The organism is Janthinobacterium sp. LPB2021202312-11-4, from assembly GCF_037049705.1.
Classification (GTDB): Bacteria; Pseudomonadota; Gammaproteobacteria; order Pseudomonadales; family Pseudomonadaceae; genus Aquipseudomonas.
In genome coordinates this window covers 157,719-181,745 of sequence record NZ_JBAGKV010000010.1, presented here as the reverse complement: position 1 = coordinate 181,745, position 24,027 = coordinate 157,719, and the positions used below count along the sequence as shown (strand labels likewise).

At 60.2% G+C, this 24,027-nt stretch carries 17 protein-coding genes; 10 read left to right on the top strand and 7 right to left on the bottom strand.

What is annotated here, in order from left to right; translation table 11 throughout:
• Window positions 1-330: 330 nt before the first annotated feature.
• On the bottom strand, window positions 331-1,815 hold the full coding sequence (putP, locus tag V5E99_RS13595) for a sodium/proline symporter PutP (RefSeq protein WP_499802885.1): 1,485 nt from the start codon (window positions 1,813-1,815) through the stop codon (window positions 331-333).
• A gap of 464 nt (window positions 1,816-2,279) precedes the next feature.
• Between putP and putA the strand changes: the two genes are divergently transcribed.
• Together putA and V5E99_RS13585 are read left to right on the top strand one after the other, a co-directional pair.
• Window positions 2,280-6,230 carry a trifunctional transcriptional regulator/proline dehydrogenase/L-glutamate gamma-semialdehyde dehydrogenase gene (gene putA / locus V5E99_RS13590; protein ID WP_499802884.1) on the top strand — a complete coding sequence of 1,317 codons (3,951 nt, stop codon included), beginning with the start codon at window positions 2,280-2,282 and terminating at the stop codon, window positions 6,228-6,230.
• Between the two features lie 217 nt (window positions 6,231-6,447).
• The gene (locus tag V5E99_RS13585) at window positions 6,448-8,250 is read left to right on the top strand and encodes an acyl-CoA dehydrogenase (protein ID WP_499802883.1); all 1,803 of its coding nucleotides are present in this window, start codon (window positions 6,448-6,450) and stop codon (window positions 8,248-8,250) included.
• A 111-nt stretch (window positions 8,251-8,361) separates the two neighbouring features.
• Here the strand turns inward: V5E99_RS13585 and V5E99_RS13580 are convergent, their stop codons facing one another.
• From V5E99_RS13580 to V5E99_RS13570, 3 genes are all read right to left on the bottom strand, one after another.
• Complete coding sequence (locus tag V5E99_RS13580; RefSeq protein WP_499802882.1) at window positions 8,362-10,299, bottom strand: methyl-accepting chemotaxis protein; 1,938 nt, start codon at window positions 10,297-10,299, stop codon at window positions 8,362-8,364.
• 100 nt (window positions 10,300-10,399) lie between these two features.
• Entirely contained in the window at window positions 10,400-10,702 is a 303-nt protein-coding gene (locus V5E99_RS13575; protein WP_499802881.1) for a cell division protein ZapA, read from the bottom strand.
• Window positions 10,699-10,929, bottom strand: a complete 231-nt coding sequence (locus tag V5E99_RS13570; protein ID WP_017336178.1) for a hypothetical protein — start codon at window positions 10,927-10,929, stop codon at window positions 10,699-10,701. The genes V5E99_RS13575 and V5E99_RS13570 overlap by 4 nt, the downstream gene beginning before the upstream one ends.
• A 275-nt stretch (window positions 10,930-11,204) precedes the next feature.
• Here V5E99_RS13570 and V5E99_RS13565 point away from each other — a divergent pair, with 275 nt between their 5' ends.
• From V5E99_RS13565 to selO, 4 genes are all read left to right on the top strand, one after another.
• The gene (locus tag V5E99_RS13565) at window positions 11,205-12,830 is read left to right on the top strand and encodes a methyl-accepting chemotaxis protein (protein ID WP_499802880.1); all 1,626 of its coding nucleotides are present in this window, start codon (window positions 11,205-11,207) and stop codon (window positions 12,828-12,830) included.
• A gap of 223 nt (window positions 12,831-13,053) precedes the next feature.
• The gene (locus V5E99_RS13560) at window positions 13,054-14,796 is read left to right on the top strand and encodes a potassium/proton antiporter (protein ID WP_499802879.1); all 1,743 of its coding nucleotides are present in this window, start codon (window positions 13,054-13,056) and stop codon (window positions 14,794-14,796) included.
• A 35-nt stretch (window positions 14,797-14,831) separates the two neighbouring features.
• Window positions 14,832-18,191, top strand: a complete 3,360-nt coding sequence (mscK, locus tag V5E99_RS13555; RefSeq protein ID WP_499802878.1) for a mechanosensitive channel MscK — start codon at window positions 14,832-14,834, stop codon at window positions 18,189-18,191.
• Window positions 18,192-18,239: 48 nt separating this feature from the next.
• Entirely contained in the window at window positions 18,240-19,703 is a 1,464-nt protein-coding gene (gene selO, locus V5E99_RS13550) for a protein adenylyltransferase SelO (protein ID WP_499802877.1), read from the top strand.
• Between the two features lie 6 nt (window positions 19,704-19,709).
• On the opposite strand, the gene mazF is transcribed toward selO, so the two are convergent.
• Together mazF and mazE are read right to left on the bottom strand one after the other, a co-directional pair.
• Entirely contained in the window at window positions 19,710-20,072 is a 363-nt protein-coding gene (mazF, locus tag V5E99_RS13545; protein WP_499802876.1) for a type II toxin-antitoxin system toxin MazF, read from the bottom strand.
• Window positions 20,072-20,341 (bottom strand): type II toxin-antitoxin system antitoxin MazE, encoded by a 270-nt coding sequence (gene mazE, locus V5E99_RS13540; RefSeq protein WP_499802875.1) that lies wholly within the window; start codon window positions 20,339-20,341, stop codon window positions 20,072-20,074. Before mazE ends, mazF begins: the two co-directional genes overlap by 1 nt.
• A 270-nt stretch (window positions 20,342-20,611) precedes the next feature.
• On the opposite strand from mazE, the gene trxC reads away from it, so the two are divergent.
• Window positions 20,612-21,046 (top strand): thioredoxin TrxC, encoded by a 435-nt coding sequence (gene trxC / locus V5E99_RS13535; RefSeq protein WP_499802874.1) that lies wholly within the window; start codon window positions 20,612-20,614, stop codon window positions 21,044-21,046.
• A 99-nt stretch (window positions 21,047-21,145) separates the two neighbouring features.
• Here the strand turns inward: trxC and V5E99_RS13530 are convergent, their stop codons facing one another.
• On the bottom strand, window positions 21,146-21,916 hold the full coding sequence (locus V5E99_RS13530) for a ParA family protein (RefSeq protein WP_499802873.1): 771 nt from the start codon (window positions 21,914-21,916) through the stop codon (window positions 21,146-21,148).
• Between the two features lie 362 nt (window positions 21,917-22,278).
• Here V5E99_RS13530 and V5E99_RS13525 point away from each other — a divergent pair, with 362 nt between their 5' ends.
• From V5E99_RS13525 to V5E99_RS13515, 3 genes are read left to right on the top strand one after another with little or no spacing between them, the layout of a single operon-like run.
• Complete coding sequence (locus tag V5E99_RS13525; RefSeq protein ID WP_499802872.1) at window positions 22,279-22,998, top strand: beta-ketoacyl synthase chain length factor; 720 nt, start codon at window positions 22,279-22,281, stop codon at window positions 22,996-22,998.
• Window positions 22,974-23,783 carry a lysophospholipid acyltransferase family protein gene (locus V5E99_RS13520; protein WP_499802871.1) on the top strand — a complete coding sequence of 270 codons (810 nt, stop codon included), beginning with the start codon at window positions 22,974-22,976 and terminating at the stop codon, window positions 23,781-23,783. The genes V5E99_RS13525 and V5E99_RS13520 overlap by 25 nt, the downstream gene beginning before the upstream one ends.
• On the top strand, window positions 23,764-24,024 hold the full coding sequence (locus tag V5E99_RS13515; RefSeq protein ID WP_122841506.1) for a phosphopantetheine-binding protein: 261 nt from the start codon (window positions 23,764-23,766) through the stop codon (window positions 24,022-24,024). The genes V5E99_RS13520 and V5E99_RS13515 overlap by 20 nt, the downstream gene beginning before the upstream one ends.
• Window positions 24,025-24,027 lie beyond the last annotated feature (3 nt).

The following is a 24,027-nucleotide window of genomic DNA, read 5'->3' as shown; positions in this document are numbered from 1 at the left end:
ATGCGGGGGGATGAGCGGAGGGCAGGAAAATCAGATTTCCCCTACTTGCACGGCGGATTTTCCCTTCGGAAATTGGTTGTTTTGGCTACAGACATTCGCTTCTTAGGCGGCATGTTTAAGCGGAGGACCGCTTCGCGGGCAAGCCTTGCTCCTACAGATTCGCAGTCAACCGAAATGACGAGCACAACCTCCTACTTGTAGGAGCAAGGCTTGCCCGCGATGGCGCCAGAACGAACACTCACGACCATTACCGGCAAAAAAAACGGCCCGCCTCCAACAGGAGACGAGCCGTTTTTATAAGCGAAGAATCGGAGCCTCAGCCCCGCCCCATCACTTGTTCAAGCGGTAATCTTTCTCAGCCGCATCAAAGCGCATCAGCATGCCTTTGGTCGGTTCGCCCAGTTTGCTGACGATGTAGATCGCCAGGCTGGCGAAGATGAAGCCCGGGATAATTTCGTACAGGCCCAGCAGCTCAAAATGCTTCCAGACAATCACGGTGATCGCACCCACCAGAATGCCGGCCAGTGCGCCGTCACGGGTCATGTCTTTCCAGATCACCGAGATCAGCACAACCGGGCCGAACGCGGCACCGAAACCGGCCCAAGCGTAGCTGACCAGCCCCAGAACACGGTTGGTCGGGTTGGCGGCCAACGCGATAGCGATCAGCGCAACCAGCAACACCATGGCGCGGCCGACCCAGACCAGCTCAACCTGGGAAGCGGTTTTACGCAGGAAGGTCTTGTAGAAGTCTTCGGTCAGGGCGCTCGAGCACACCAGCAACTGGCAGCTCAGGGTGCTCATCACGGCAGCCAGAATGGCCGACAGCAACACACCGGCAACCCATGGGTTGAAGAGGATTTTCGCCAGTTCGATAAACACACGTTCGTGGTTTTCGGTAACAGGACCGGCCAGTTCAGGGTGCGCCGAGAAGTAGGCGATACCGAAAAAGCCTACAGCGACGGTGCCGCCCAGGCACAGGATCATCCAGGTCATGGAGATTCGACGAGCCTTGGCAATCGACTTGACCGAATCCGCCGCCATGAAACGCGCCAGGATGTGCGGCTGGCCGAAGTAGCCCAGGCCCCAGCCCATCAGCGAGATGATGCCGATGAAGGAGGTGTTTTTCAGCATGTCGAAGTTGCTTGGATCTTTCGCTTCGATGGCCAGGAACGTGGTGTCGACGCCACCGGTGGCCAGCAGCACGATGATCGGCGTCAGCAACAGGGCGAAGATCATCAGCGTGGCTTGTACGGTATCGGTCCAGCTCACGGCCAGGAAACCGCCGACGAAGGTGTAGGCAATTGTCGCCGCCGCACCGGCCCACAGCGCTGTCTCGTAGGACATGCCGAAGGTGCTTTCGAACAGACGGGCGCCGGCGACGATGCCGGACGCGCAATAGATGGTGAAGAACACCAGGATCACGACCGCGGAAATGATCCGCAGCAGACCGCTTTTGTCTTCAAAGCGGCTGGAGAAGTAGTCCGGCAGGGTCAGCGCATCGCCGTTGTGCTCGGTTTGTACCCGCAGACGACCGGCCACGAACAGCCAGTTCAGATAGGCACCGATGATCAGGCCAATGGCGATCCAGCTTTCGGAAAGGCCGGACATATAGATCGCGCCCGGCAAGCCCATCAACAACCAGCCGCTCATGTCGGAGGCGCCGGCGGACAATGCAGTCACGACGCTGCCCAGGCTGCGACCGCCCAGGATGTAGTCAGAAAGGTTGTTGGTGGAGCGATAGGCCATGAAGCCGATCAGCACCATGGCTGCGATGTAGATCACGAACGTGATCAGAGTTGGATTACTTACGCTCATTGGAGTGATGCCCTGGCTTTGTTTTTATGTAGCGGCGAAGTGTGAAATGCCGACAAACGACAACGTTTGTTGAAACGATTTCCAGCCCCGCGCATTTATGACTGATGTTTCCCCAGGAAAGCCATCAGCCGGTGCACCTGTCTTTTTTGACCGGTTGCACCTTGGGCGCGAATCCTATTCAACAACCTAAATAAGGTGCAACCCATTTCTTGAGAATAAGTTGCACCCAGTCGGATATTCGTGAAAAAGCCCTGTTTTTGCTCCCTTTTAGGGCAGTAAACAGGTTTGGCTAGAAGTAAAAGCACCAAGCAGGAGCGGTACGTTCGTACCGGAATTTAATTCCTGACGAGCTGCGGATTATTCCGACAAAAAAAGGGTTGCACCCGGTTGCACCTCTGTCGACGCACAGCTAATCTTGCGGCCAGCTGATGCCACGCGGTCGTGGCAAACATGAGGATAAAAATATGGCTACCACCACCCTTGGGGTCAAACTTGACGACCCAACCCGCGAACGCCTCAAGGCCGCCGCGACCTCGATTGATCGCACGCCGCACTGGCTGATCAAGCAGGCAATTTTCAATTACCTGGAAAAACTCGAGGGTGGTGCAACCCTGACCGAGCTGAGCGGTTTGACCAAGGATTCCGACGACGCCGTCGATGCGCCTGCGGATCACGCCCATCAGTGCTTCCTCGAATTCGCCGAAAGCATCCTGCCGCAATCGGTCCTGCGCGCGTCGATCACCGCCGCTTACCGTCGCCCTGAGCCGGAAGTGGTGCCAATGCTGATCGAGCAGGCACGCTTGCCCGCCGCGATGGCTGAAGCCACTAACAAGCTCGCCTCTTCGATTGCCGACAAATTGCGCAATCAGAAAAGCGCCGGTGGCCGTGCCGGGATTGTTCAGGGCCTGTTGCAGGAATTTTCCCTGTCGTCCCAGGAAGGCGTAGCACTGATGTGCCTGGCCGAAGCGCTGCTGCGTATCCCGGACAAAGGCACCCGCGACGCGCTGATCCGCGACAAGATCAGCACCGGCAACTGGCAGCCGCACTTGGGCAACAGCCCGTCGCTGTTCGTCAACGCCGCCACGTGGGGCTTGCTGCTGACCGGCAAACTGGTCGCCACCCACAACGAAACCGGCCTGACCTCGTCCTTGAGCCGCATCATCGGCAAGAGCGGCGAGCCGATGATCCGCAAGGGCGTCGACATGGCCATGCGCCTGATGGGCGAACAGTTCGTCACCGGCGAAACCATCGCCGAAGCGTTGGCGAATGCGAGCAAGTTCGAAGCCAAGGGCTTCCGCTATTCCTACGACATGCTCGGTGAAGCGGCACTGACCGAACACGACGCCCAGAAGTACCTGGCCTCGTACGAACAAGCCATCCACTCGATCGGCAAAGCCTCCCACGGTCGTGGGATTTATGAAGGTCCGGGCATTTCCATCAAGCTCTCGGCACTGCACCCGCGTTACAGCCGCGCGCAGTACGAACGCGTGATGGATGAGTTGTACCCGCGCCTGCTGTCGCTGACCCTGCTGGCCAAGCAATACGACATCGGCCTGAACATCGACGCCGAAGAAGCCGACCGCCTCGAACTGTCGCTGGATCTGCTGGAACGCCTGTGCTTCGAGCCGCAACTGACCGGCTGGAACGGCATCGGTTTTGTGATCCAGGCTTACCAGAAGCGTTGCCCGTACGTGATCGACTACGTGATTGACCTGGCTCGTCGCAGCCGTCATCGCTTGATGATCCGCCTGGTAAAAGGCGCGTACTGGGACAGCGAGATCAAGCGCGCCCAAGTCGAAGGCCTGGAAGGCTATCCGGTCTATACCCGCAAGGTGTACACCGACGTTTCCTACATCGCTTGCGCACGCAAATTGCTCTCGGTGCCGGAAGTCATCTACCCGCAATTCGCCACGCACAACGCCCACACCCTGTCGGCCATTTACCACATTGCCGGTCAGAACTATTACCCCGGTCAGTATGAGTTCCAATGCCTGCACGGCATGGGCGAACCGCTGTACGAGCAGGTTGTAGGCAAAGTTTCCGAAGGCAAGTTGAACCGTCCGTGCCGCGTGTACGCACCGGTCGGCACTCACGAAACCCTGCTGGCCTACCTGGTCCGTCGTCTGCTGGAAAACGGCGCGAACACCTCGTTCGTCAACCAGATCGCCGATCAGTCGATCTCGATTCAAGCGCTGGTCGCCGATCCAGTGGCCAGCATCGAGCAGATGGCAACGGTGGAAGGTGGCTTCGGCCTGCCGCACCCGCGCATTCCGCTGCCCCGCGACCTTTATGGTGCCGAGCGCGCCAACTCCAGCGGCATCGATATGGCCAACGAACATCGTCTGGCGTCGCTGTCCTGCGCCCTGCTGGCCACCGCGCACAACAGCTGGAAAGCCGCGCCGATGCTCGGTTGCGCATCCAGCAGCGAAACCCCTGCGCCGGTGCTGAACCCGTCGGATCTGCGTGACGTGGTCGGTCACGTGCAGGAAGCGACCGTCGAAGACGTCGATAACGCGATCCAGTGCGCCCTGAACGCCGGGCCGATCTGGCAGGCCACCCCGCCCGCCGAACGCGCCGCGATTCTGGAACGTGCCGCCGATTTGATGGAAGGCGAGATCCAGCCGCTGATGGGCCTGTTGGCTCGCGAAGCCGGCAAGACCTTCGCCAACGCCATCGCCGAAGTGCGTGAAGCCGTGGACTTCCTGCGTTATTACGCGGTGCAGGCGCGCAATGATTTCACCAACGACGCCCACCGCCCATTGGGCCCAGTGGTGTGCATCAGCCCGTGGAACTTCCCGCTGGCGATCTTCAGCGGTCAAGTGGCTGCGGCCCTCGCCGCCGGTAACCCGGTATTGGCCAAGCCTGCAGAACAAACCCCGCTGGTAGCCGCTCAAGCCGTGCGTTTGCTGCTCGAAGCCGGGATTCCGGAAGGCGTGCTGCAACTGCTGCCGGGCCGTGGCGAAACCGTTGGCGCCCGTCTGGTCGGCGACGATCGGGTCAAAGGTGTGATGTTCACCGGTTCCACCGAAGTTGCGCGTTTGCTGCAACGTAACGTCGCCGGTCGCCTGGATGCCCAGGGTCGTCCGATTCCGCTGATCGCCGAAACCGGCGGCCAGAACGCGATGATCGTCGATTCCTCGGCACTGACCGAACAGGTGGTCATCGATGTGGTGTCGTCTGCGTTCGACAGCGCCGGCCAACGTTGCTCGGCACTGCGCGTGTTGTGCTTGCAGGAAGATTCCGCCGACCGTGTCATCGAAATGCTCAAGGGCGCCATGGCTGAATGCCGTCTCGGCAACCCGGAACGCCTGTCCGTGGACATCGGCCCGGTGATCGACGCCGAAGCCAAGGCCGGCATCGAGAAGCACATCCAGGCCATGCGCGACAAAGGTCGCAACGTCTACCAGGTCGCGATTGCCGATGCGGAAGAAGTGAAGCGCGGCACCTTCGTGATGCCGACGCTGATCGAACTGGAAAGCTTCGACGAACTGCAACGGGAGATCTTCGGCCCGGTGCTGCACGTGGTTCGCTACAAGCGCAAAGACATCGACAACCTGATCGGCCAGATCAACGCGTCCGGCTACGGCCTGACGCTGGGCGTGCACACCCGGATCGACGAGACCATCGCCAAGGTGATCGACAACGTCAATGCCGGTAACGTCTATGTGAACCGCAACATCGTCGGTGCTGTGGTCGGCGTGCAGCCGTTCGGTGGCGAAGGCTTGTCGGGCACTGGTCCGAAGGCCGGTGGTCCGTTGTACCTGTACCGTCTGTTGTCGACTCGTCCTACGGATGCCATCGAACAATCCTTCGCTCGCGGTGACGCTATCGCTGCGCCGGATGTTCGTCTGCGGGATGCCATGAGCAAGCCGCTGACCGCCCTGAAAGCCTGGGCTGACAGCAACCAGTTCGCCGACCTGAGCACCCTGTGCGTGCAGTTCGCCGCGCAATCCCAAAGCGGGATCACCCGCGTGCTGGCCGGCCCGACCGGCGAGCGCAACAGCTACGCGATCCTGCCCCGTGAACACGTGCTGTGCCTGGCGGAGGTTGAAGGCGATTTGCTGACGCAACTGGCGGCGGTATTAGCGGTGGGCGGTTCGGCGGTATGGCCGGAAGCTGACTTGACCAAGGCACTGTTCGCACGCCTGCCGAAGGAAGTTCAGGCGCGGATCAAACTGGTTTCCGACTGGAACAAGGACGAAGTGGTGTTTGATGCGGTGCTGCATCACGGCCATTCCGATCAGTTGCGTGCCGTTTGCCAGCAAGTGGCCAAGCGTGCCGGGGCGATTGTCGGGGTTCATGGCTTGTCCCAGGGCGAGACCAACATTGCGCTGGAGCGTCTGGTGATTGAACGGGCGTTGAGTGTTAACACGGCGGCTGCGGGTGGTAATGCCAGCCTCATGACCATCGGCTAAATCGCAATAGGACCGGGCATCCGCAATGGGTGTCCGGTTTTTTAGAAGCAAGATCAAAAGATCGCAGCCTTCGGCAGCGCCTACAGGGGATCGTGTTTTTCTGTAGGCGTTGTCGAAGGTTGCGATCTTTTGCTTCTCCATCACCGTAATCAATCATCCTTCCCGCTACCCTTGCCCACGCCTAGACTCGGCCCATTCCAAAAAAAGGTAGGCCGACATGTCCGAGACGTTGCTCAGTTCCCGCAATCTGGCTTTCGAGCTGTACGAAGTCCTCGATGCCGAAGGCCTGACCCAGCGCGAGCGGTTCGCCGAGCACAATCGCGAAACCTTTGACGCCGCCATCGGCACGGCCCGCAACATCGCCGAAAAGTTCTTCGCCCCGCACAACCGCAAGGGCGACGAGAACGAGCCACGCTACGAAAACGGTCAGGCGATTCTGATTCCGGAAGTGAAACCGGCGGTGGATGCGTTCCTCGAGGCTGGCTTCCTCAACGCCGCGCGAAGTTTCGACGCCGGCGGCATGCAACTTCCTACATTGCTGTCCCAGGCTTGTTTTGCGCATTTCCAGTCGGCCAACGCGGCATCGACCTCGTACCCGTTCCTGACCATGGGTGCGGCCAACCTGATCGAAAGCTTCGGCACCGACGAGCAGAAGCAGCGCTTCCTGCAACCGATGATCGACGGACGCTTCTTCGGCACCATGGCGCTGACCGAGCCCCACGCCGGGTCGTCGCTGTCGGATATTCGTACACGCGCCGAGCCGGCGTCTGACGGCAGCTATCGACTCAAGGGCAACAAGATCTTCATCTCCGGCGGCGACCATCCGCTGTCGGAAAACATCGTGCACATGGTGCTGGCCAAGTTGCCGGACGCACCGGCCGGAGTGAAGGGGATTTCGCTGTTTATCGTGCCCAAGTTTCTGGTCAACGATGACGGCAGCCTCGGCCCGCGCAATGACGTGCTGCTGGCCGGGCTGTTCCACAAGATGGGCTGGCGCGGCACCACCTCCACGGCACTGAACTTCGGTGATAACGGTGAGTGTGTCGGCTATCTGGTAGGTAAGCCGCACCATGGTTTGAGCTACATGTTCCAGATGATGAACGAGGCGCGAATCGGCGTCGGCATGGGTGCGGTGATGCTCGGTTACGCCGGGTATCTGTATTCGCTGGAGTATGCCCGCGAACGTCCCCAGGGTCGGGTGCCGGACAGCAAGGACCCGAACACCGCGCCGGTGGCGATCATTCAGCACGCCGACGTCAAGCGCATGTTGCTGACGCAAAAGGCTTACGTCGAAGGTTCGTTCGACCTTGGGCTGTACGCGGCGCGGCTGTTCGATGACACCACGACCCTGGAGACCGAAGACGCGCGCAAGCAGGCCCATGAGTTGCTGGATTTGCTCACGCCGATCGTCAAATCCTGGCCGTCGGAGTTCTGCCTCAAGGCCAACGAACTGGCGATCCAGATTCTCGGCGGCCACGGTTACACCCGCGAGTATCCGGTGGAGCAGTACTACCGCGATAACCGCTTGAACCCGATTCATGAAGGCACCCACGGCATTCAGTCGCTGGACCTGCTGGGCCGCAAACTGGCACAGAACGGTGGCGCGGGGCTCAAGCAATTGATCCGGCTGATCGCCAGCACCGCCGAGCGCGCCCAGGCGTATGAATCGCTGACGCCGCTGCGTGAGCCGCTGGAAAAACTGGTGGCGCGTCTGCAAACCGTGACCATCGGCCTGCTGACGGATCTGGGCCAGGGCAAGGTCAACAGCAGCCTGGCGAACTCGGCGCTGTACCTGAAGGTGTTCGGGCACACGGTGATTGGCTGGCGCTGGCTGGAACAGGCGATTCGCGCCGAGGAAGGGTTGGCCAAGGGCAATGCGGCGGATGTGAGCTTCTATAAAGGCAAGCTGCAGGCGGCGCGGTATTTCCTGACGTGGGAAGTGCCGGGTTGTCACCATGAACTGGCGATTCTGGAGGCGCGGGATGATGTGTGCCTGGGGATGCAGGATGAGTGGTTTTGATCAACCGTAGATCGGCGTAATGGCCACAAAAAAGATCGCAGCCTGCGGCAGCTCCTACAGGGGAACGCATTCCAATGTAGGAGCTGCCGCAGGCTGCGATCTTTTGATCTTTCAGCTCAACTTGAACCCACCCATCTGCCGCGCCAAATCATCCGCCAGGCGCTGCAAGGTCTGACAATCCTCACGACATGTCCTGACCTCCCCGGCCGTCGCCCGCGCCAGATCGGAAATCCCCTGCACATTGCGGTTGATCTCTTCGGTCACCGCCGACTGCTCTTCCGTGGCGGTCGCCACCTGATGGTTCATGTCGCTGATGCGCTCGATCTGCCCGGTAATCGCCGTCAACGACGTCCCGGTGCGCTGGCTCGATTCGACACCAGTACCGGTCGCCGCTTGCCCTGAATGCATCGACGACACGGCATTTTCCGCGCCCTGCTTTAGGTTGCCGATCATTTGCTGAATCTCATCCGTGGATGACTGGGTGCGTCGCGCCAGTGTCCGCACTTCATCGGCCACCACCGCAAACCCACGCCCCATGTCCCCGGCACGCGCCGCTTCAATCGCCGCGTTCAGCGCCAACAGGTTGGTCTGTTCGGAAATCCCGCGAATCACTGCCAGCACCTGATCGATGGACGCGACCTGATGCGCCAACTCGCCCACCGCCGTGGCGGCGATGCCGATTTCGTCGGACATGCTTTCTATATGCCGGATCGAACCGCCCACCACTTCCCGAGCTTGCAGCGCCTCATCCCGAGCCGATTGCGAAGCGACCGCCGCGTTGCCGGCGTTCTGGGCGATTTCCTGCACCGTCAGGCCCATTTCGTGGACAGCCGTGGCAACCATGTCGGTCATTTCCTGCTGCCGTCCGGAGCGTTCGGCGGTGTTGTCCACCACCTTCGCCACTTGGCCGACGGCGGTGCGCAAACGCTCGCTGGTGGTCAGCACTTCGCCAATCATCTCGCGCTGACTTTCCAGGAAGCGATTGAAGCCGCGAGCCAGGTCACCGAGTTCATCGGCGCGGCTGGAATCTAACCGGTGGGTCAAATCTCCACCACCGCTACCGATGGCTACCAATGCCGCTGTTACCTGACGGATCGGTCGAACCATCCCACGGGCCAGCAACACCACCAGCATCAGGCACACCAGCGCCACCGCCAGGCCAATTGCGCTGCTGGTCCACATGGCGCGGCGGGCTTCGGCGTAGATCTGCGACTGCGGCACTTCGGCCACCAGAGTCCAGCCCAGATCCCGCAGCGGCAGGCTCAATGCCAGAAAATCTTCGCCATCGCGGGTGAATCCACTATTTGCGGCAACTTTTTGACCCATGACCGCTTGCGCCGCCGAAGCGCCGATTTGCTCGGCCAAGGTGCGTTTTCCGCTGAATTGCGCTTCGGGATGAACCTGGATCAAACCGTCGGAACGCACGAGATAGACCTTGCCGCGCTCCCCGAAGTTGAAGTTATGGATCAGCTCCGACAGCTCTTTCATGCTCAGCCCCAGGCCTGCAACGCCCACGACTTTGCCGGCCTGCTCGACCTTGAGGTCGATAAACAGCGCCAATTCTCCGGTCGCGGTGTCGTTGTCGATATTGAGGGTGCGCGGCTGATTGCTGTCGAGGAAGGCGTAGAACCAGGCGTCTTTGGGGTTGGAACGGCTGAGGGTGCGGTCCAGGCCTTTTTCGGTGAAGTAGTGGCTGGAAGCGGTGCCGACGATCAACGCGGTAAAGGCTTTGTGCTCGGCGCGGATGCCTTCCAGGTACTTCACGAAGGTGTCGGTCTGGGCACTGCTTTCACCCGCGGCCAACCAGTCGCGCACCATGCTGTTGCTGGCGATGTCCTTGGCGGCGGTGAGGGGCTGGACGAGGATGCGCTCGATGTCGTTGCGCATCGCTTCGATGCTCGACGGCAGCGCTTGTTCGACCAGATAACGCTGGGCGAGGCGGTTGACCACCAGGGTATAAACGCCAACCACGATCAGAATACTGACCAGCAGGGCGGTGCCCATACTCAGGATCAACTGCCATTGAATACTGCGTCGCCAGAACTGCATGGAGCACCCCCAAAGAATAAGAGGCTGAAACACTGCAACAGCCGTGCCGATTGTATACAACGCAAACGACAATTTATTCTTTGGTTGTGCGCAAAGCCGATCAGGCCTGATTGATCGTCTTGGAGATCACTTCAACCGTGGCGCTGACTTGCTCTTGGTAACGGTCGAGTTCGAGCGTGTGCTGCTTTTTCATTTCGATCTGCTGGGAGCACAGATTCATCGCGGCCAGCACCAACAAGCGGTCGCCGATCAGCGTCGGGTACTTGCGTTTGGTGTCGGCCAGGGCCGCTTTCAACATTAATGCAGCGTCCAGCAGGGTTTGCTCTTCCCCGGCCGGCGCCTTGATCGAATAGTCCTCGCCCAGGATGGAGACGACTTTTACCCCTGCGGCGCCCTGATTCATGCGCTGACTGGGCCGGCGCTGACGCGCTCAACCAAGGCCTGGATGCGGGCGGCGGTGGCGCCTTGCTTCTCTTCCTGCTCCATCAGGCTCAGTTGCAGGCTTTCGTTTTCGTCCTTGGCCTGGGCCAGTTCGGCGCTCAGGGTCTGGTTGGTGCCGAGCAGGTTCTGGTTCTGTTGCACCAGGTCGCTGACCAGTTGTTCCAATTGGCTGAGGGATGCTTCCAACATTTTGATTTTCCAGGCATTTTCAAAGGGCGCGTACGATAAAGAAAAGTCACCACGGATGCCAGGGATATTGGGGCGCAAGGCCTTGATTTTCCTGGCGGGCGACCTTTCTCGCGAGCTTTAAAGACTGTGATTGGCGGATCTGGTTCCTGCACTTCGTCGCCGGGGCCTTGCTGCGACAAATTCGCGCAGCGCCTCAAGACTTTAGTCGTATGACCGATAAGTCATCCATACAGCAGTTTCAGCCCCGCACGGATGCGCTTTTCCCGGTAAACACCATGTCCCTTCGTAATATGAATATCGCGCCGCGCGCGTTCCTCGGTTTTGCCCTGATTGGCGGTTTGATGCTGGTTCTGGGGGTGTTTGCGCTGAATCAGATGAGCAAGATTCGCGCGGCCGCCGAAGACATCACCTCCAACAGCGTGCCAAGCATCAAGAGCCTGGATGAGTTCACTCAACTGACCCTGCGCCTGCGGGTGTTGTCGTATCGGCTGATGGTCAACCGCGAGCCAGATGTTCAGCAGAAAACCATGGAACTGCTGGAAAGCCGTAACCAGCAAATCCGCGCCGCTCAGGCGGTTTATGAAAAGCTGATCAGCAGCCCTCAAGAACGTGCGGCCTATGACCAATACGTACAGTTGCTGGGTCAGTATCGCCAGATTGAAGACCGGATGAAGTCGCTGTCGCGCAACAATCAGGTCGATGAATTGCGCACCCTGCTCAATACCGATTTGCTGACCAACTCCGAAGCGGTCAACACCGTGTTGAGCCGTTTGCTGGAGATCAACACACAGCAGAGCCTCGAAACGAACCAGCAAGCCGCCGACCAATACGCTTCGGCGTTCGACCTGGTCGTCACCTTGCTGGTGATCGCCACCGGCCTGACGTTCCTGTTCGCCTGGTTGCTGACCAACAGCATCACCAAGCCAATCGCCAACGCCTTGAGCGCGGCTGAAGCAATCGCTGAGGGCAACCTGACCCGCCCGATTACCGTCGATGGCGAGGATGAAGCCGGCCGTTTGCTGCTGGCCATGTCGAAGATGCAGGACAAACTGCGCGACACCCTGCAACGGATCTCCGGTTCGGCGACGCAACTGGCGTCCGCCGCCGAAGAGTTGAACAGCGTCACCGACGAAAGCGCCCGAGGCCTGACCCAGCAAAACAACGAAATCGAACAGGCCGCCACCGCTGTCAACGAGATGACCAGCGCCGTGGAAGAAGTCGCGCGCAATGCTGTAAGCACGTCCGAAGCCTCGAAAAACGCCACCACTTCTGCAGGTGATGGCCGTGATCTGGTGCAGGAAACCGTCAGCGCCATCGAACGCATGAGCGCCGACGTGCAGAGCACCGCGACCCTGATCGGTGATCTGGCCAACGAATCCCGGGACATCGGCAAAGTGCTGGACGTGATTCGCGGCCTCGCTGACCAGACCAACCTGCTGGCCCTGAACGCGGCGATCGAAGCGGCCCGCGCCGGTGAAGCCGGACGTGGTTTTGCGGTGGTGGCCGATGAGGTTCGTGCCCTGGCGCACCGGACCCAACAGTCCACCAGCGAAATCGAACGCATGATCGGCAGCATCCAGAGCGGCACCGAGCACGCGGTGGATTCGATGCGTAACAGCACCGAGCGCGCCGAGTCGACGCTGAACATCGCACGGGGTGCCGGCATGTCGCTGGACACGATCAACAGCGCCATCGTCGAAATCAACGAACGCAACCTGGTGATCGCCAGCGCGGCGGAAGAACAGGCCCAAGTGGCTCGCGAGGTTGATCGCAACCTGGTGAACATTCGTGATCTGTCGGTGCAATCGGCGACCGGAGCGAATCAGACCAGTGCGGCGAGCAATGAACTGTCGCGCCTGGCGCTGGACCTGAACAACATGGTTGGGCGGTTTAGCCTCTAAACGAAGATCGCGTCACTGCTGGAAAGATCGCAGCCTCGTTTCACTCGACAGCTCCTACGGGTTTGCACAGCTCCTTTGTAGGAGCTGTCGAGTGAAACGAGGCTGCGATCTTTCGATCTGCAAAAGCTTTTTGACAGCATCACATTTCAACAGGTTAGAATCGCTGGCACGCAGACTGCATGGTCAGTTTGTGCCCGCCTTTCAGCTTTCTGGAGTACTGCCTTTGAATGCGACGACCATCAACAGCCTGTTCTTGATCGGCGCGTTGCTGGTAGGTGCGAGCATTCTGGTGAGTTCCCTTTCGTCCCGCCTCGGTATCCCGATTCTGGTGATTATCCTGGCCGTGGGCATGGCCGCTGGCGTCGACGGCGGCGGCATTATTTTTGATAACTACCCCACGGCTTATCTGGTCGGCAACCTCGCCTTGGCGGTGATTTTGCTCGACGGCGGTTTACGCACACGGGTGGCGAGTTTCCGCGTGGCGTTGTGGCCGGCGCTGTCGCTGGCCACGGTCGGCGTATTGATCACCACCGGGCTGACCGGCATGGCCGCAGCGTGGTTGTTCAACCTGAACATCATTCAAGGCCTGCTGATCGGCGCCATCGTCGGCTCGACAGACGCCGCAGCGGTGTTCTCGCTGCTCGGCGGCAAAGGCCTGAACGAGCGGGTAACCGCCAGCCTCGAAATCGAATCCGGCAGCAACGACCCAATGGCGGTGTTCCTCACCGTCACCCTGATCGACATGCTCGCCAGCGGCCAGACCGGCCTGCACTGGAGCCTGCTCGGGCATTTGGTGCGCGAGTTCGGCATCGGCGGCGTGATCGGTCTGGGCGGCGGCTGGGTCATGCTGCAACTGGTCAACCGTATCAACCTCGCCAACGGCCTCTATCCGATCCTGGTGATTGCCGGCGGCCTGCTGGTGTTCGCCCTGACCAACGCCTTGCACGGCAGCGGCTTCCTCGCCGTTTACCTGTGCGGCCTGGTGATCGGCAACCGCCCGGTGCGCAGCCGTCACGGCATTCTGCACATGCTCGATGGCATGGCGTGGCTGGCGCAGATCGGCATGTTCCTGGTGCTGGGTTTACTGGTCACCCCTCACGATTTACTGCCGATCGCCCTGCCCGCCCTGGGCCTGGCGCTGTGGATGATTCTGTTTGCGCGACCGCTGTCGGTGCTGGTTGGCCTGCTGCCGTTCAAGGCGTTCCACGGTCGCGAGAAGGCGTTTATTTCCTGGGTCGGCTTGCGCGGCGCGGTGCCGATCATCCTGGCGGTGTTCCCGCTGATGGCCGGGCTGCCGCACGCGCAGCTGTATTTCAACCTCGCGTTCTTTATCGTGCTGGTGTCGCTGCTGGTGCAGGGCACGAGCCTGCCGTGGGTCGCCAAACTGTTGAAGGTCACGGTGCCGCCAGAACCTGCGCCGATCTCCCGCTCGGCGCTGGAAGTCCACGTCACCAGCGAGTGGGAGCTGTTCGTTTACCGCCTCGGCGCCGAAAAATGGTGCATCGGCTCGCCCCTTCGCGAACTGAAAATGCCCGAAGGCACGCGGATCGCCGCCCTGTTTCGTGGCCAGCAACTGCTCCATCCGTCGGGTAGTACGGTGCTCGAAGTCGATGATTTGCTCTGCGTGATCGGCCACGAACACAACCTCGCAGCCCTCGGCAAACTCTTCAGCCAGGCGCCGCAACGGGGCCTGGATTTGCGCTTCTTCGGCGACTTCGTACTCGAAGGAGACGCCCAACTGGCTGCGGTTGCTGCCCTGTACGGGTTGAAAGTCGAAGGCATCGATCCGGACATGTCCCTGGCCCGCTTCATTGCCCAGAAGGTCGGCGGCGCGCCGGTCGTGGGCGACCAGGTGGAGTGGAACAACACCATCTGGACGGTTGCGGTCATGGAAGGGAACAAGATCGGCAAAGTGGGCGTCAGATTCCCCGAAGGAAGTCGCCCGGGTCCGGGACTCTTCCTCTAAACTGCCATTCTTTTCACCTAGCTTGATCGGTCTCTATGCCAACCCTGCGCAACTTTTTAATCATGGCCCTGCTGGGCCTGAGCCTCTCCGTCGGCACCCTGCAAGCCGCCGAACCGCCGTCCAGCGAAGCCGTGCAAGCGAGCCTGGACAAGATCGCCGACCGCAAATTGCCGGAGGCCGATCAAAAAGCCCTGCAAACACTGCTACAGAACACGCTGACCCAGCTCAATAACAAGCGTGACTACGATCAGAAACTGATCGATCTGAAGCAGCAACTGGCCACCGCGCCCAAGCAGAACATCGAAAACCAGCGTGAACTGGCGAGGCTCAAGGCCACCAAAGTGGTGCCGATCGAGCAGCGCTACGCCAACCTGTCGATCCCGCAACTCGAACAGATGCTGACCGAGCGCTCGACCCAGCAAAGCGATCTGCAAAAAGCCCTGGCCGACGCCAACAGCCTGATCATCACCGCCCAGACCCGTCCCGAGCGCGCCCAGGCCGAGATCGCCGGCAGCCAGACGCGCATCCAGCAGATCAACAACATCCTCAAGGCCGGCAAAGACAACGGGAAGACGTTGAGCGGCGAGCAGCGTGACCTGCTCAATGCTGAACTCGCGGCACTGAACGCCTTGATCCCGCTGCGACGCCAGGAACTGGCCGGCAACAGCCAGTTGCAGGATCTGGGCAACAGCCAGCATGACGTGCTATCGGAAAAGACCACGCGCCTGGACCAGGAAATCCAGGAGCTGCAAACCCTGATCAACCAGAAACGCCTGGCCCAGTCCCAGGAAACGGTGACCCAACAATCCATCGAAGCGCAGAAGTCCGGCGGCAGCAGCTTGCTCGCCACCGAAAGCGCGGCGAACCTGAAGCTCTCGGACTACCTGCTCAAAAGCACCGACCGCCTCAACGAAGTCACCCAGCAGAACCTGCAAACCAAGCAACAACTGGACAGCGTGACCCAGAGCGATGCAGCCCTGGACGAGCAGATCAACGTGCTCAAGGGCAGCCTGCTGCTTTCGAAGATTCTCTACAAACAGAAACAGGCCCTGCCGCGCCTCAAGCTCGACCGCGATTTGGCGGACCAGATCGCCGACATTCGCCTGTATCAGTTTGAAGTCAGCCAGCAACGGGAACTGCTGAGCAACCCGGCCACGTACGTCGATAACTTGCTGGCGACCCAACCGCCGGAGCAAGTCACCCCGCAGTTGCGCAAAAACCTGCTGGAGCTGGCCAACACCCGTGCCGACCTGCTGGAGCGGCTCAACCGCGAACTGAGCGCGGTGCTTAATGAATCCATCACCCTGCAACTCAACCAGAAACAACTGCTCAGCACCGCGCAAAGCCTGCGGGCGACCCTCGACGAGCAGATGTTCTGGATTCCCAGCAACAAGCCGCTGGACCCGGAATGGATGCGCGGAGTGCCGGAGCGCCTGCAACGCCAGGTCACTACCTTGCCGTGGACTTCAAGCCTGAGCGAGCTGAGCGACGGCTTGATTCAGCGACCACTGCTGTTCCTGCCGTTGGTGCTGCTGATCGGCGCCCTGCTGTGGCGGCGCAAGAGTCTGTATGCCCGCCTGAACAAGGTTCACCAGGACATCGGCCACTTCAAACGTGACAGCCAGTGGCACACGCCTCAGGCGATCCTGATCAATATTCTGTTGGCGATGCCGGTGTCTCTGGGCCTGGCTTTGTGTGGCCTGGCGTTGCAGATCGACGCCCGTGGGCAGAACGCCAATATGGGTGCGGCGCTGATACAAATGGGCCAGGCCTGGCTGGTGTTCTACACCGCCTACCGGATTCTCGCGCCGGGTGGCGTGGCCGAACTGCATTTCCGTTGGGAAAAGCCTCAGGTCGAGTTCCTCCAGGGCTGGGTCCGACGCCTCGGGCTGGTGGTCATGGCGTTGGTCGCGGTAGTGGCGGTAGCAGAACTGCAACCGGCCGCACTGGCCGACGACGTGCTTGGCATGCCCGTGGTGCTGACCTGTTACGCGCTGATGGCCTGGCTCCTTAGCCGACTGCTGATCAGCAGCCCGACCCACGAAAGCGCCTCGCTGTTCCGCAAGGCCGTGGGGGTCATGTTCACCGCCCTGCCGATCGCCTTGTTCGTGGCGGTGTGCTTCGGCTACTACTACACCGCGCTGAAACTCAGCGACCGCTTGATCAACACCTTGTACCTGCTGATGTTCTGGCTGGTGATCGAAGCCACATTCGTCCGTGGCCTGAGCGTTGCCGCACGACGCCTGGCCTATCAACGTGCCCTGGCCAAACGCCAGGCCGCGAAAGAGGCCGGCGACGGCGAAGCGGTGATCGAAGAGCCGACCCTGGACATCGAGAAGGTCAACGAACAATCCCTGCGCCTGATCCGCCTGGCCCTGCTCGGCGGTTTCATCGCGGCGCTGTACTGGGTCTGGTCGGACGTGATTTCGGTGTTCTCGTACCTGGACAACATCACGCTCTACGAATACACCAGCGGCACCGGCGCCAACATGAGCATGGTGCCGATCAGCATCGGCGACATGCTGGGGGCGCTGATTATCATCGGCATCACCTTCGCCCTGGCGCGCAACTTGCCCGGTTTGCTGGAAGTGTTGGTGCTGTCCAAGCTCAATCTGGCCCAGGGCAGCGCCTACGCCACCACCACGTTGCTGTCCTACGTGATTGCCGGCGTCGGTTTCGTCTCGACCCTATCCACCCTCGGCGTGAGCTGGGACAAGTTGCAATGGCTGGTGGCGGCGCTGTCGGTAGGGCTCGGGTTCGGGATGCAGGAGATCTTCGCCAACTTCATCTCCGGCATCATGATCCTGTTCGAACGCCCGGTGCGGATCGGTGACACCATCACCATCGGCAATCTGTCGGGCACGGTGAGCAAGATTCGCATCCGCGCCACGACCATCACCGACTTCGACCGCAAGGACATCATTGTCCCGAACAAGACGTTCATCACCGGACAACTGATCAACTGGTCGCTGACCGACACCATCACCCGGGTGACCCTCAAACTCGGCGTCGATTACGGCTCGGACCTGGACCTGGTCAAAGCCCTGTTGCTGCAAGCCGCCCGGGAAAACCCGCGAGTGCTCAAAGAACCCGAGCCCCACGTGTACTTCCTGAACTTCGGCGAAAGCACCCTCGACCACGAATTGCGCATGCACGTGCGCGACCTCGGCGACCGCAACCCGGTGATCGATGAGGTCAACCGCTTCATCAATCGCGAGTTCAAGAAACAGCACATCAACATCTCGTTCCGGCAGATGGAGGTTTACCTGAAGAACCTGCATGGCCAGGAATACAAGTTGGTGCCGGTTGAGGAAGAGAACAAAACCATCATCAGCCGCGATGAGCCGACCCAAGAGCCGCCCATCCCGGAGCCGCCGATCAGCAAACTCGACTAACCGCCTTATCCCCAGCAGAATGCTCGGACATTCTGCTGGAGATGGCCGTTGAAAGCCCTCGACGAACTGACCTTCGATAATCGCTTCGCTCGCCTGGGCGATGCGTTCTCAACCCATGTGCTGCCGGAACCCATTGCGAATCCGCGACTGGTGGTCGCCAGCCCTGCGGCCATGGCGCTGCTGGACCTGAACCCGGCCGTGGCCGAGACGCCGGTGTTCGCCGAACTGTTCGGCGGCCACAAACTGTGGGCTGAAGCCGAACCACGGGCGATGATCTATTCCGGGCATCAGTTCGGTTCCTACAACCCACAACTCGGTGACGGTCGCGGCTTGTTGCTGGGCGAGGTCTATAACGCGGCCGGCGAGCATTGGGACTTGCACCTCAAGGGTGCCGGCCAGACGCCATACTCACGGATGGGCGATGGACGGGCGGTGCTGCGGTCATCGATTCGCGAGTTTCTGGCTTCCGAAGCGCTGAATGCGCTGAACATCCCGACCACTCGTGCCCTGTGCGTAATCGGCTCCGATACGCCGGTCTGGCGCGAGAAGCAGGAACGCGCGGCCATGGTCCTGCGTCTGTCGCCGAGCCATGTGCGTTTCGGGCATTTCGAATATTTCTACTACACCAAGCGCCCCGAACAGCAAAAAGCCCTCGGCGAACACGTGCTGGCCATGCACTTCCCCGAATGCCTGGAACAGCCGGAACCGTACCTGGCGATGTTCCGCGAAATCGTCGAGCGCAACGCCGAACTGATCGCCAAATGGCAGGCTTATGGCTTCTGCCACGGGGTGATGAACACCGACAACATGTCGATCCTCGGTATCACCTTCGACTTCGGCCCATTCGCCTTCCTCGACGACTTCGACGCCAATTTCATCTGCAATCACTCCGACGACCAGGGCCGCTACTCCTTTAGCAATCAAGTGCCGATTGGCCAATGGAACCTCAGCGCCCTGGCCCAGGCCCTGACACCGTTCATCAGCGTCGACGCCCTGCGCGAAACCCTCGGCTTGTATCTGCCGCTGTACCAGGCTCATTACCTGGACCTGATGCGCCGGCGCCTCGGCCTGACCACTGCTGAAGACGACGACCAGAAACTGCTGGAACGTCTGCTGCAACTGATGCAGAACAGTGGCGTGGATTACACGTTGTTCTTCCGCCGTTTGGGCGACGAATCTCCGGAACTGGCCGTTGCCCGGTTGCGCAATGACTTCGTCGATATCAAAGGTTTTGATGCATGGGGTGAGCTCTATGTCGCCCGGGTTGCGCGTGAAGGCTCGCTGGATCAACAGCAACACCAGGTTCGAATGCATGCGGTCAATCCGCTGTACATCCTGCGCAACTATTTGGCACAGAAAGCCATCGATGCGGCGGAGAGTGGCGACTATGCCGAGGTTCGACGCCTGCATGCAGTGCTGAGCAATCCATTCGAAGAGCAGCCGGGGATGGAGAGCTACGCCGAGCGGCCACCGGAGTGGGGCAAGCATTTGGAGATTAGTTGTTCGTCGTGAGACGACTCAATCCAGAGGGTCAATGGCACTGACGACGCGGGCAATGATGTCTGCCATCGTCACGTCATCAAGGCGTTCAATAAACTTGGCTGAACCCTCTCGAACACGCTGCTCAATGTCGAAACTGCGTACCTGGTTGCACACCGCGACACCGTTAGTTTCGTGACCCGTAACGACCACTGCCAATCCTGAGTTTCGGCTGAAACTCCCGCCGCTGGTCACGGGCACGGTCATGCTCACGCCCAGCGCATTGATTTCCCTCGGTGTAATCACAACAAAACGATGGCGGTTCATTATTTCTCTCCCTGCCACCGGGTTCGGGTCAATCCAAAACACATCGCCCCGCTGCGGGGCCTGCCGACGAACCATTAACCCAACTCCCGACCAACAGGATCGCCTTCACGAGCCCAGGCTGTCTGCTCGTTCAACTCAGCCAATTCTTCTGACCCCTGAAGCAATTCATCAAGGCTGTAACGCTTGCGGGATGCTTGCACAACCGGGCGAGCAATCAATTCGCCATCCACCACATTGAGCTCCAACTGAGAGCCGACCTCAAGATGCAGCAATTTCAACAGGGTAGGCGGGAGCGTAATCACGGCGGCGCCGCCCTGGCGGCGTATTTTGGAAGTCACGGACATGAGATCACTCCGACCCGAAAGATGTGGGATGTCGATGACACGACAAGTGCAACAAAAGTAGCACGCAGATGAAAGCAACGCGAATTCCTCAAATCAAGAACGACGAAGGTTAGAGTTGCTTCCAGCGTAGCCATGGATTGCCCGTCAATAATCAGGAAAATGTGAGCATTTGCGACACGCCGCGTTCCTGCCTCAGCTCTATAGCCTTGATAAATACGCACCGCAACTCCAAATCAACTGCATTGATTGCCCACTCTTTTGGAGCCCGCCATGACCGACCCACTGCTCATCCCCTGCCCCCACTGCAACGGCCTCAACCGCATCCCCGCCGAGCGTCTAAGCGATCATCCGAAATGCGGGCGCTGCAAAGCCGAAGTATTGTTGAACAAACCCTTCGAATTGAAACAAGGCGATTACGCCAGTCAGATCAAGGGCGATCTGCCGTTGCTGGTGGACGTGTGGGCGGACTGGTGCGGGCCGTGCAAGTCGTTTGCGCCGGTGTTCGAGCAGGCAGCGGCGCAGTTGGCGGGCAAGTGCCGGTTGGCCAAGCTCGACAGCGAGGCGAACCAGCAGTTGTCGGCGCAGTTGGGGATTCGTTCGATTCCGAGTTTGATTCTGTTCAAGAACGGCCGGGAAGTGGCGCGCCAGAGCGGGGCGTTTCCGTTGCCGCAATTGATGAGCTGGTTGCGCAGCCAGGGGATTTGATTACAGCTTTAAAAGATCGCAGCCTTCGGCAGCTCCTACAGAGGCATCGGTGTTTCACCGGTCCTGTAGGAGCTGCCGCAGGCTGCGATCTTTTGACCCTCAGGCGTTTTCCAGCAAGTTATGCAGGTCGACGAACTGCTGGGTCAGCTTGTGTCGCGGATCGAGGTGGATCAGCGGCGTATTGGCCTGGTGCGACTCACGCATGCGCACCGAACTGCCCAGGTACACCGGCAACACTGGCAAGCCTTCAGCGATCAGTTCATCGAGAATTTGCTGAGGCAGGCTCGCGCGAGCCTGGAACTGGTTGACCACGATGCCTTCGACCTCCAGCCCTTCGTTGTGGTCTTCCTTCAATTCTTCGATTTCCGCCAGCAGGCCATAGAGGGCCTGACGCGAGAAGCTGTCGCAATCGAAGGGGATAAGCACACGATCAGCAGCGATCAGCGCCGACACCGCATAGAAATTCAGCGCCGGCGGGGTATCGAGGTAGATCCGGTCGTAGTCTTCGCTCAGCTCATCGAGCAGTTTTCGCAGCTTATTGATCTTGTGTTTGGCCTCAAGCTTGGGCTGCAAATCGGCCAGCTCGGCGGTGGCGGTGATGACATGGAGGTTGTCGAACGGGGTTTCGTAGATATCGACCTGGTTTTTCTTCGAAAACGGCCCGGAAGACAGGGTTTGCTTGAAAAAATCGGCGATCCCCATGGGGATGTCATTACCGGTGAGGCCGGTCAGGTACTGAGTGGAGTTGGCCTGGGCATCGAGATCCACCAACAGGGTGCGATAACCCTCGCTGGCACTGACCGCTGCCAGATTGCAGGCAATGCTGGACTTGCCCACACCACCTTTTTGATTGAACACCACGCGCCGCATGTCAAAACCTCCGTGTATCAAAGAATGACCGAGTGTAGTAGTCCACGGCCTCGCTTAGCTACCTCGCGGTCACAGGGACTACAGAGTCAGGCGCAATCTCTTCAAGAAAACCGCGCAAACTCGCGCATTGATTGCAGACAGAGCCGACAGACCCGCTCGGCGCAATGTGGATAATGGCCATACGACAGCTTTTTCGCGGACCAACCGGTACATTTGATTGCGCAAAATGTAACCAGCATTTGCTACACGCCCACCGCACCGGGATAATGCGCACCACTCGGCGCCAAGCGCCACGTAAGGTCGGCCGCAGATTGTGCGACTGACTGCGTCAAGGAAAGCCCGCAGGGGCGGGATGAATCTTTGTGATCAACTTCAACATCGCCCAATGGCGCGCGTGGGCCCCTGGGCTCGAAAGCGTGGACGATTGGCAGGCCTGGAGCCGACAACCGGTCGTGCTCCAGAGCAGCGATGCCGCCCCCGATGTGTCGTTTCTGCCGGCCATGCAGCGCCGTCGACTCAGCCGCCTGGCGCGGATGGCGTTCAGTGTCGGCTGGCCGTTGGCCGATGGTCGGCAAGACCTACCGCTGGTCTTTATTTCCCGCCACGGCGAGACCCCGCGCACCTTTGAAATCCTCAGTGACCTGGCCGCCGATCAGCCGCTGTCGCCGACCCAATTCAGCCTGTCGGTGCACAACGCGGTCATCGGCCTGTGGTCGATCATGCGCGGTGAAACCAGCGAAATGACCGCGCTGGCCGCCGCTGGCGACGGCCTCGAACACGGCATGCTTGAGGCGGCGGCGCTGCTTTCGGAAGGGGCGCCCGCCGTGCTGCTGGTGGTCACCGAAGAGCAGCCGCCCGAGGCCTATTCGGCCTGGATCGACGATGTGCCGTTCCCGTATGCGGTCGCCCTGTTGATCACCCCCGGCACCGACTGGCAGTTGTCCCTGAACAGCCACCCGGATGAGCTGTCCAACGCTCACTGGCCCCATGCCCTGAATCTCTTGCGTACCCTGCTCGGCCAGCAGTCAACCTGCCAACATGCCTGGAAAAATCGTGTATGGACCTGGCAACGCAACCCGTAGCCGATAAAAACCGCGACGCCTACTACTGGCGCCTGCTGGCCACCGCCGCAAGCTTCACCCTGTTCGGGTTGGGCGGGCTGTGCCTGCGCCTGCTGGTTTTCCCGCTGCTCGCCTGCCTGCCCGGCGATGCCCAGGCTCATCGGGTGCGGGCGCGAAAAACCGTCAGTCGCTGCTTCTGGTTTTTTGTCCGGTTCATGGCCCGCACCGGTGTGCTGACCTACGACATCCAGGGCGCAGAAAAACTCGGCCGCCCCGGGCAGATGATCATCGCCAATCACCCGTCGCTGATCGACGTGGTGTTTTTGATTGGTCTGGTGCCGCACGCCAACTGCGTGGTCAAAAAGAGTCTCTGGGACAACCCCTTCACACGCGGGCCGTTGCGCCGCACCGAATACATCAGCAACGACGGCAGCATGGACATGCTCGACGCCGCTGCCGACGCGCTGAAAAGCGGCCAGACCCTGATCATTTTTCCCGAAGGCACCCGCACCCAGCCCGGCCAGCCGCCGGCCTTTCATCGGGGGGCTGCGGCCATTGCCTTGCGCGGTGCGAGAATCCTCACCCCGGTGACTATCAAGGTCAGCCCCACCACATTGACCAAGGCCGAACCCTGGTATCGGATACCGAAACGCCGTGTGCACTTCAGTTTCCGTGTGGGGGCCGATATAGACCCACAGACCTTCGCCGCGCAGGGGCCACCGCCACAGGCCTCGCGCAAGCTCAACGACTATTTGCACCACTACTTTATTAAGGAGCTCGCCGAAGATGAGCGATCTGCACCGTGAGATAAAACAACTGATCATCGACGCCCTCGGCCTCGAAGACATCAGCGCGCAAGACATCGGCGACGACCAGACCCTGTTCGGCGAAGGCCTGGGCCTGGACTCGGTCGACGCCCTGGAGCTGGGCCTGGCCATCCAGAAAAAGTACGGCATCAAGATCGACGCCGACGCCAAGGACACCCGTAATCACTTCAGCAACGTGGCGAGCCTTGCGGCGTTCGTCACTGCAAAACAGGCAGCTTGAGAC

What these genes read in the sequence shown, in the direction of transcription:
- putP (WP_499802885.1), bottom strand. Translation starts at nt 1,815, where the DNA reads ATGAGCGTAAGTAATCCAACTCTGATCACGTTCGTGATCTACATCGCA.
- mazF (WP_499802876.1), bottom strand. Translation starts at nt 20,072, where the DNA reads ATGGTTCGTCGGCAGGCCCCGCAGCGGGGCGATGTGTTTTGGATTGAC.
- V5E99_RS13520 (WP_499802871.1), top strand. Translation starts at nt 22,974, where the DNA reads ATGGACCTGGCAACGCAACCCGTAGCCGATAAAAACCGCGACGCCTAC.
- V5E99_RS13570 (WP_017336178.1), bottom strand. Translation starts at nt 10,929, where the DNA reads ATGTTGGAAGCATCCCTCAGCCAATTGGAACAACTGGTCAGCGACCTG.
- V5E99_RS13515 (WP_122841506.1), top strand. Translation starts at nt 23,764, where the DNA reads ATGAGCGATCTGCACCGTGAGATAAAACAACTGATCATCGACGCCCTC.
- mazE (WP_499802875.1), bottom strand. Translation starts at nt 20,341, where the DNA reads ATGTCCGTGACTTCCAAAATACGCCGCCAGGGCGGCGCCGCCGTGATT.
- V5E99_RS13530 (WP_499802873.1), bottom strand. Translation starts at nt 21,916, where the DNA reads ATGCGGCGCGTGGTGTTCAATCAAAAAGGTGGTGTGGGCAAGTCCAGC.
- putA (WP_499802884.1), top strand. Translation starts at nt 2,280, where the DNA reads ATGGCTACCACCACCCTTGGGGTCAAACTTGACGACCCAACCCGCGAA.
- trxC (WP_499802874.1), top strand. Translation starts at nt 20,612, where the DNA reads ATGACCGACCCACTGCTCATCCCCTGCCCCCACTGCAACGGCCTCAAC.
- V5E99_RS13585 (WP_499802883.1), top strand. Translation starts at nt 6,448, where the DNA reads ATGTCCGAGACGTTGCTCAGTTCCCGCAATCTGGCTTTCGAGCTGTAC.
- V5E99_RS13565 (WP_499802880.1), top strand. Translation starts at nt 11,205, where the DNA reads ATGTCCCTTCGTAATATGAATATCGCGCCGCGCGCGTTCCTCGGTTTT.
- V5E99_RS13575 (WP_499802881.1), bottom strand. Translation starts at nt 10,702, where the DNA reads ATGAATCAGGGCGCCGCAGGGGTAAAAGTCGTCTCCATCCTGGGCGAG.
- V5E99_RS13580 (WP_499802882.1), bottom strand. Translation starts at nt 10,299, where the DNA reads ATGCAGTTCTGGCGACGCAGTATTCAATGGCAGTTGATCCTGAGTATG.
- mscK (WP_499802878.1), top strand. Translation starts at nt 14,832, where the DNA reads ATGCCAACCCTGCGCAACTTTTTAATCATGGCCCTGCTGGGCCTGAGC.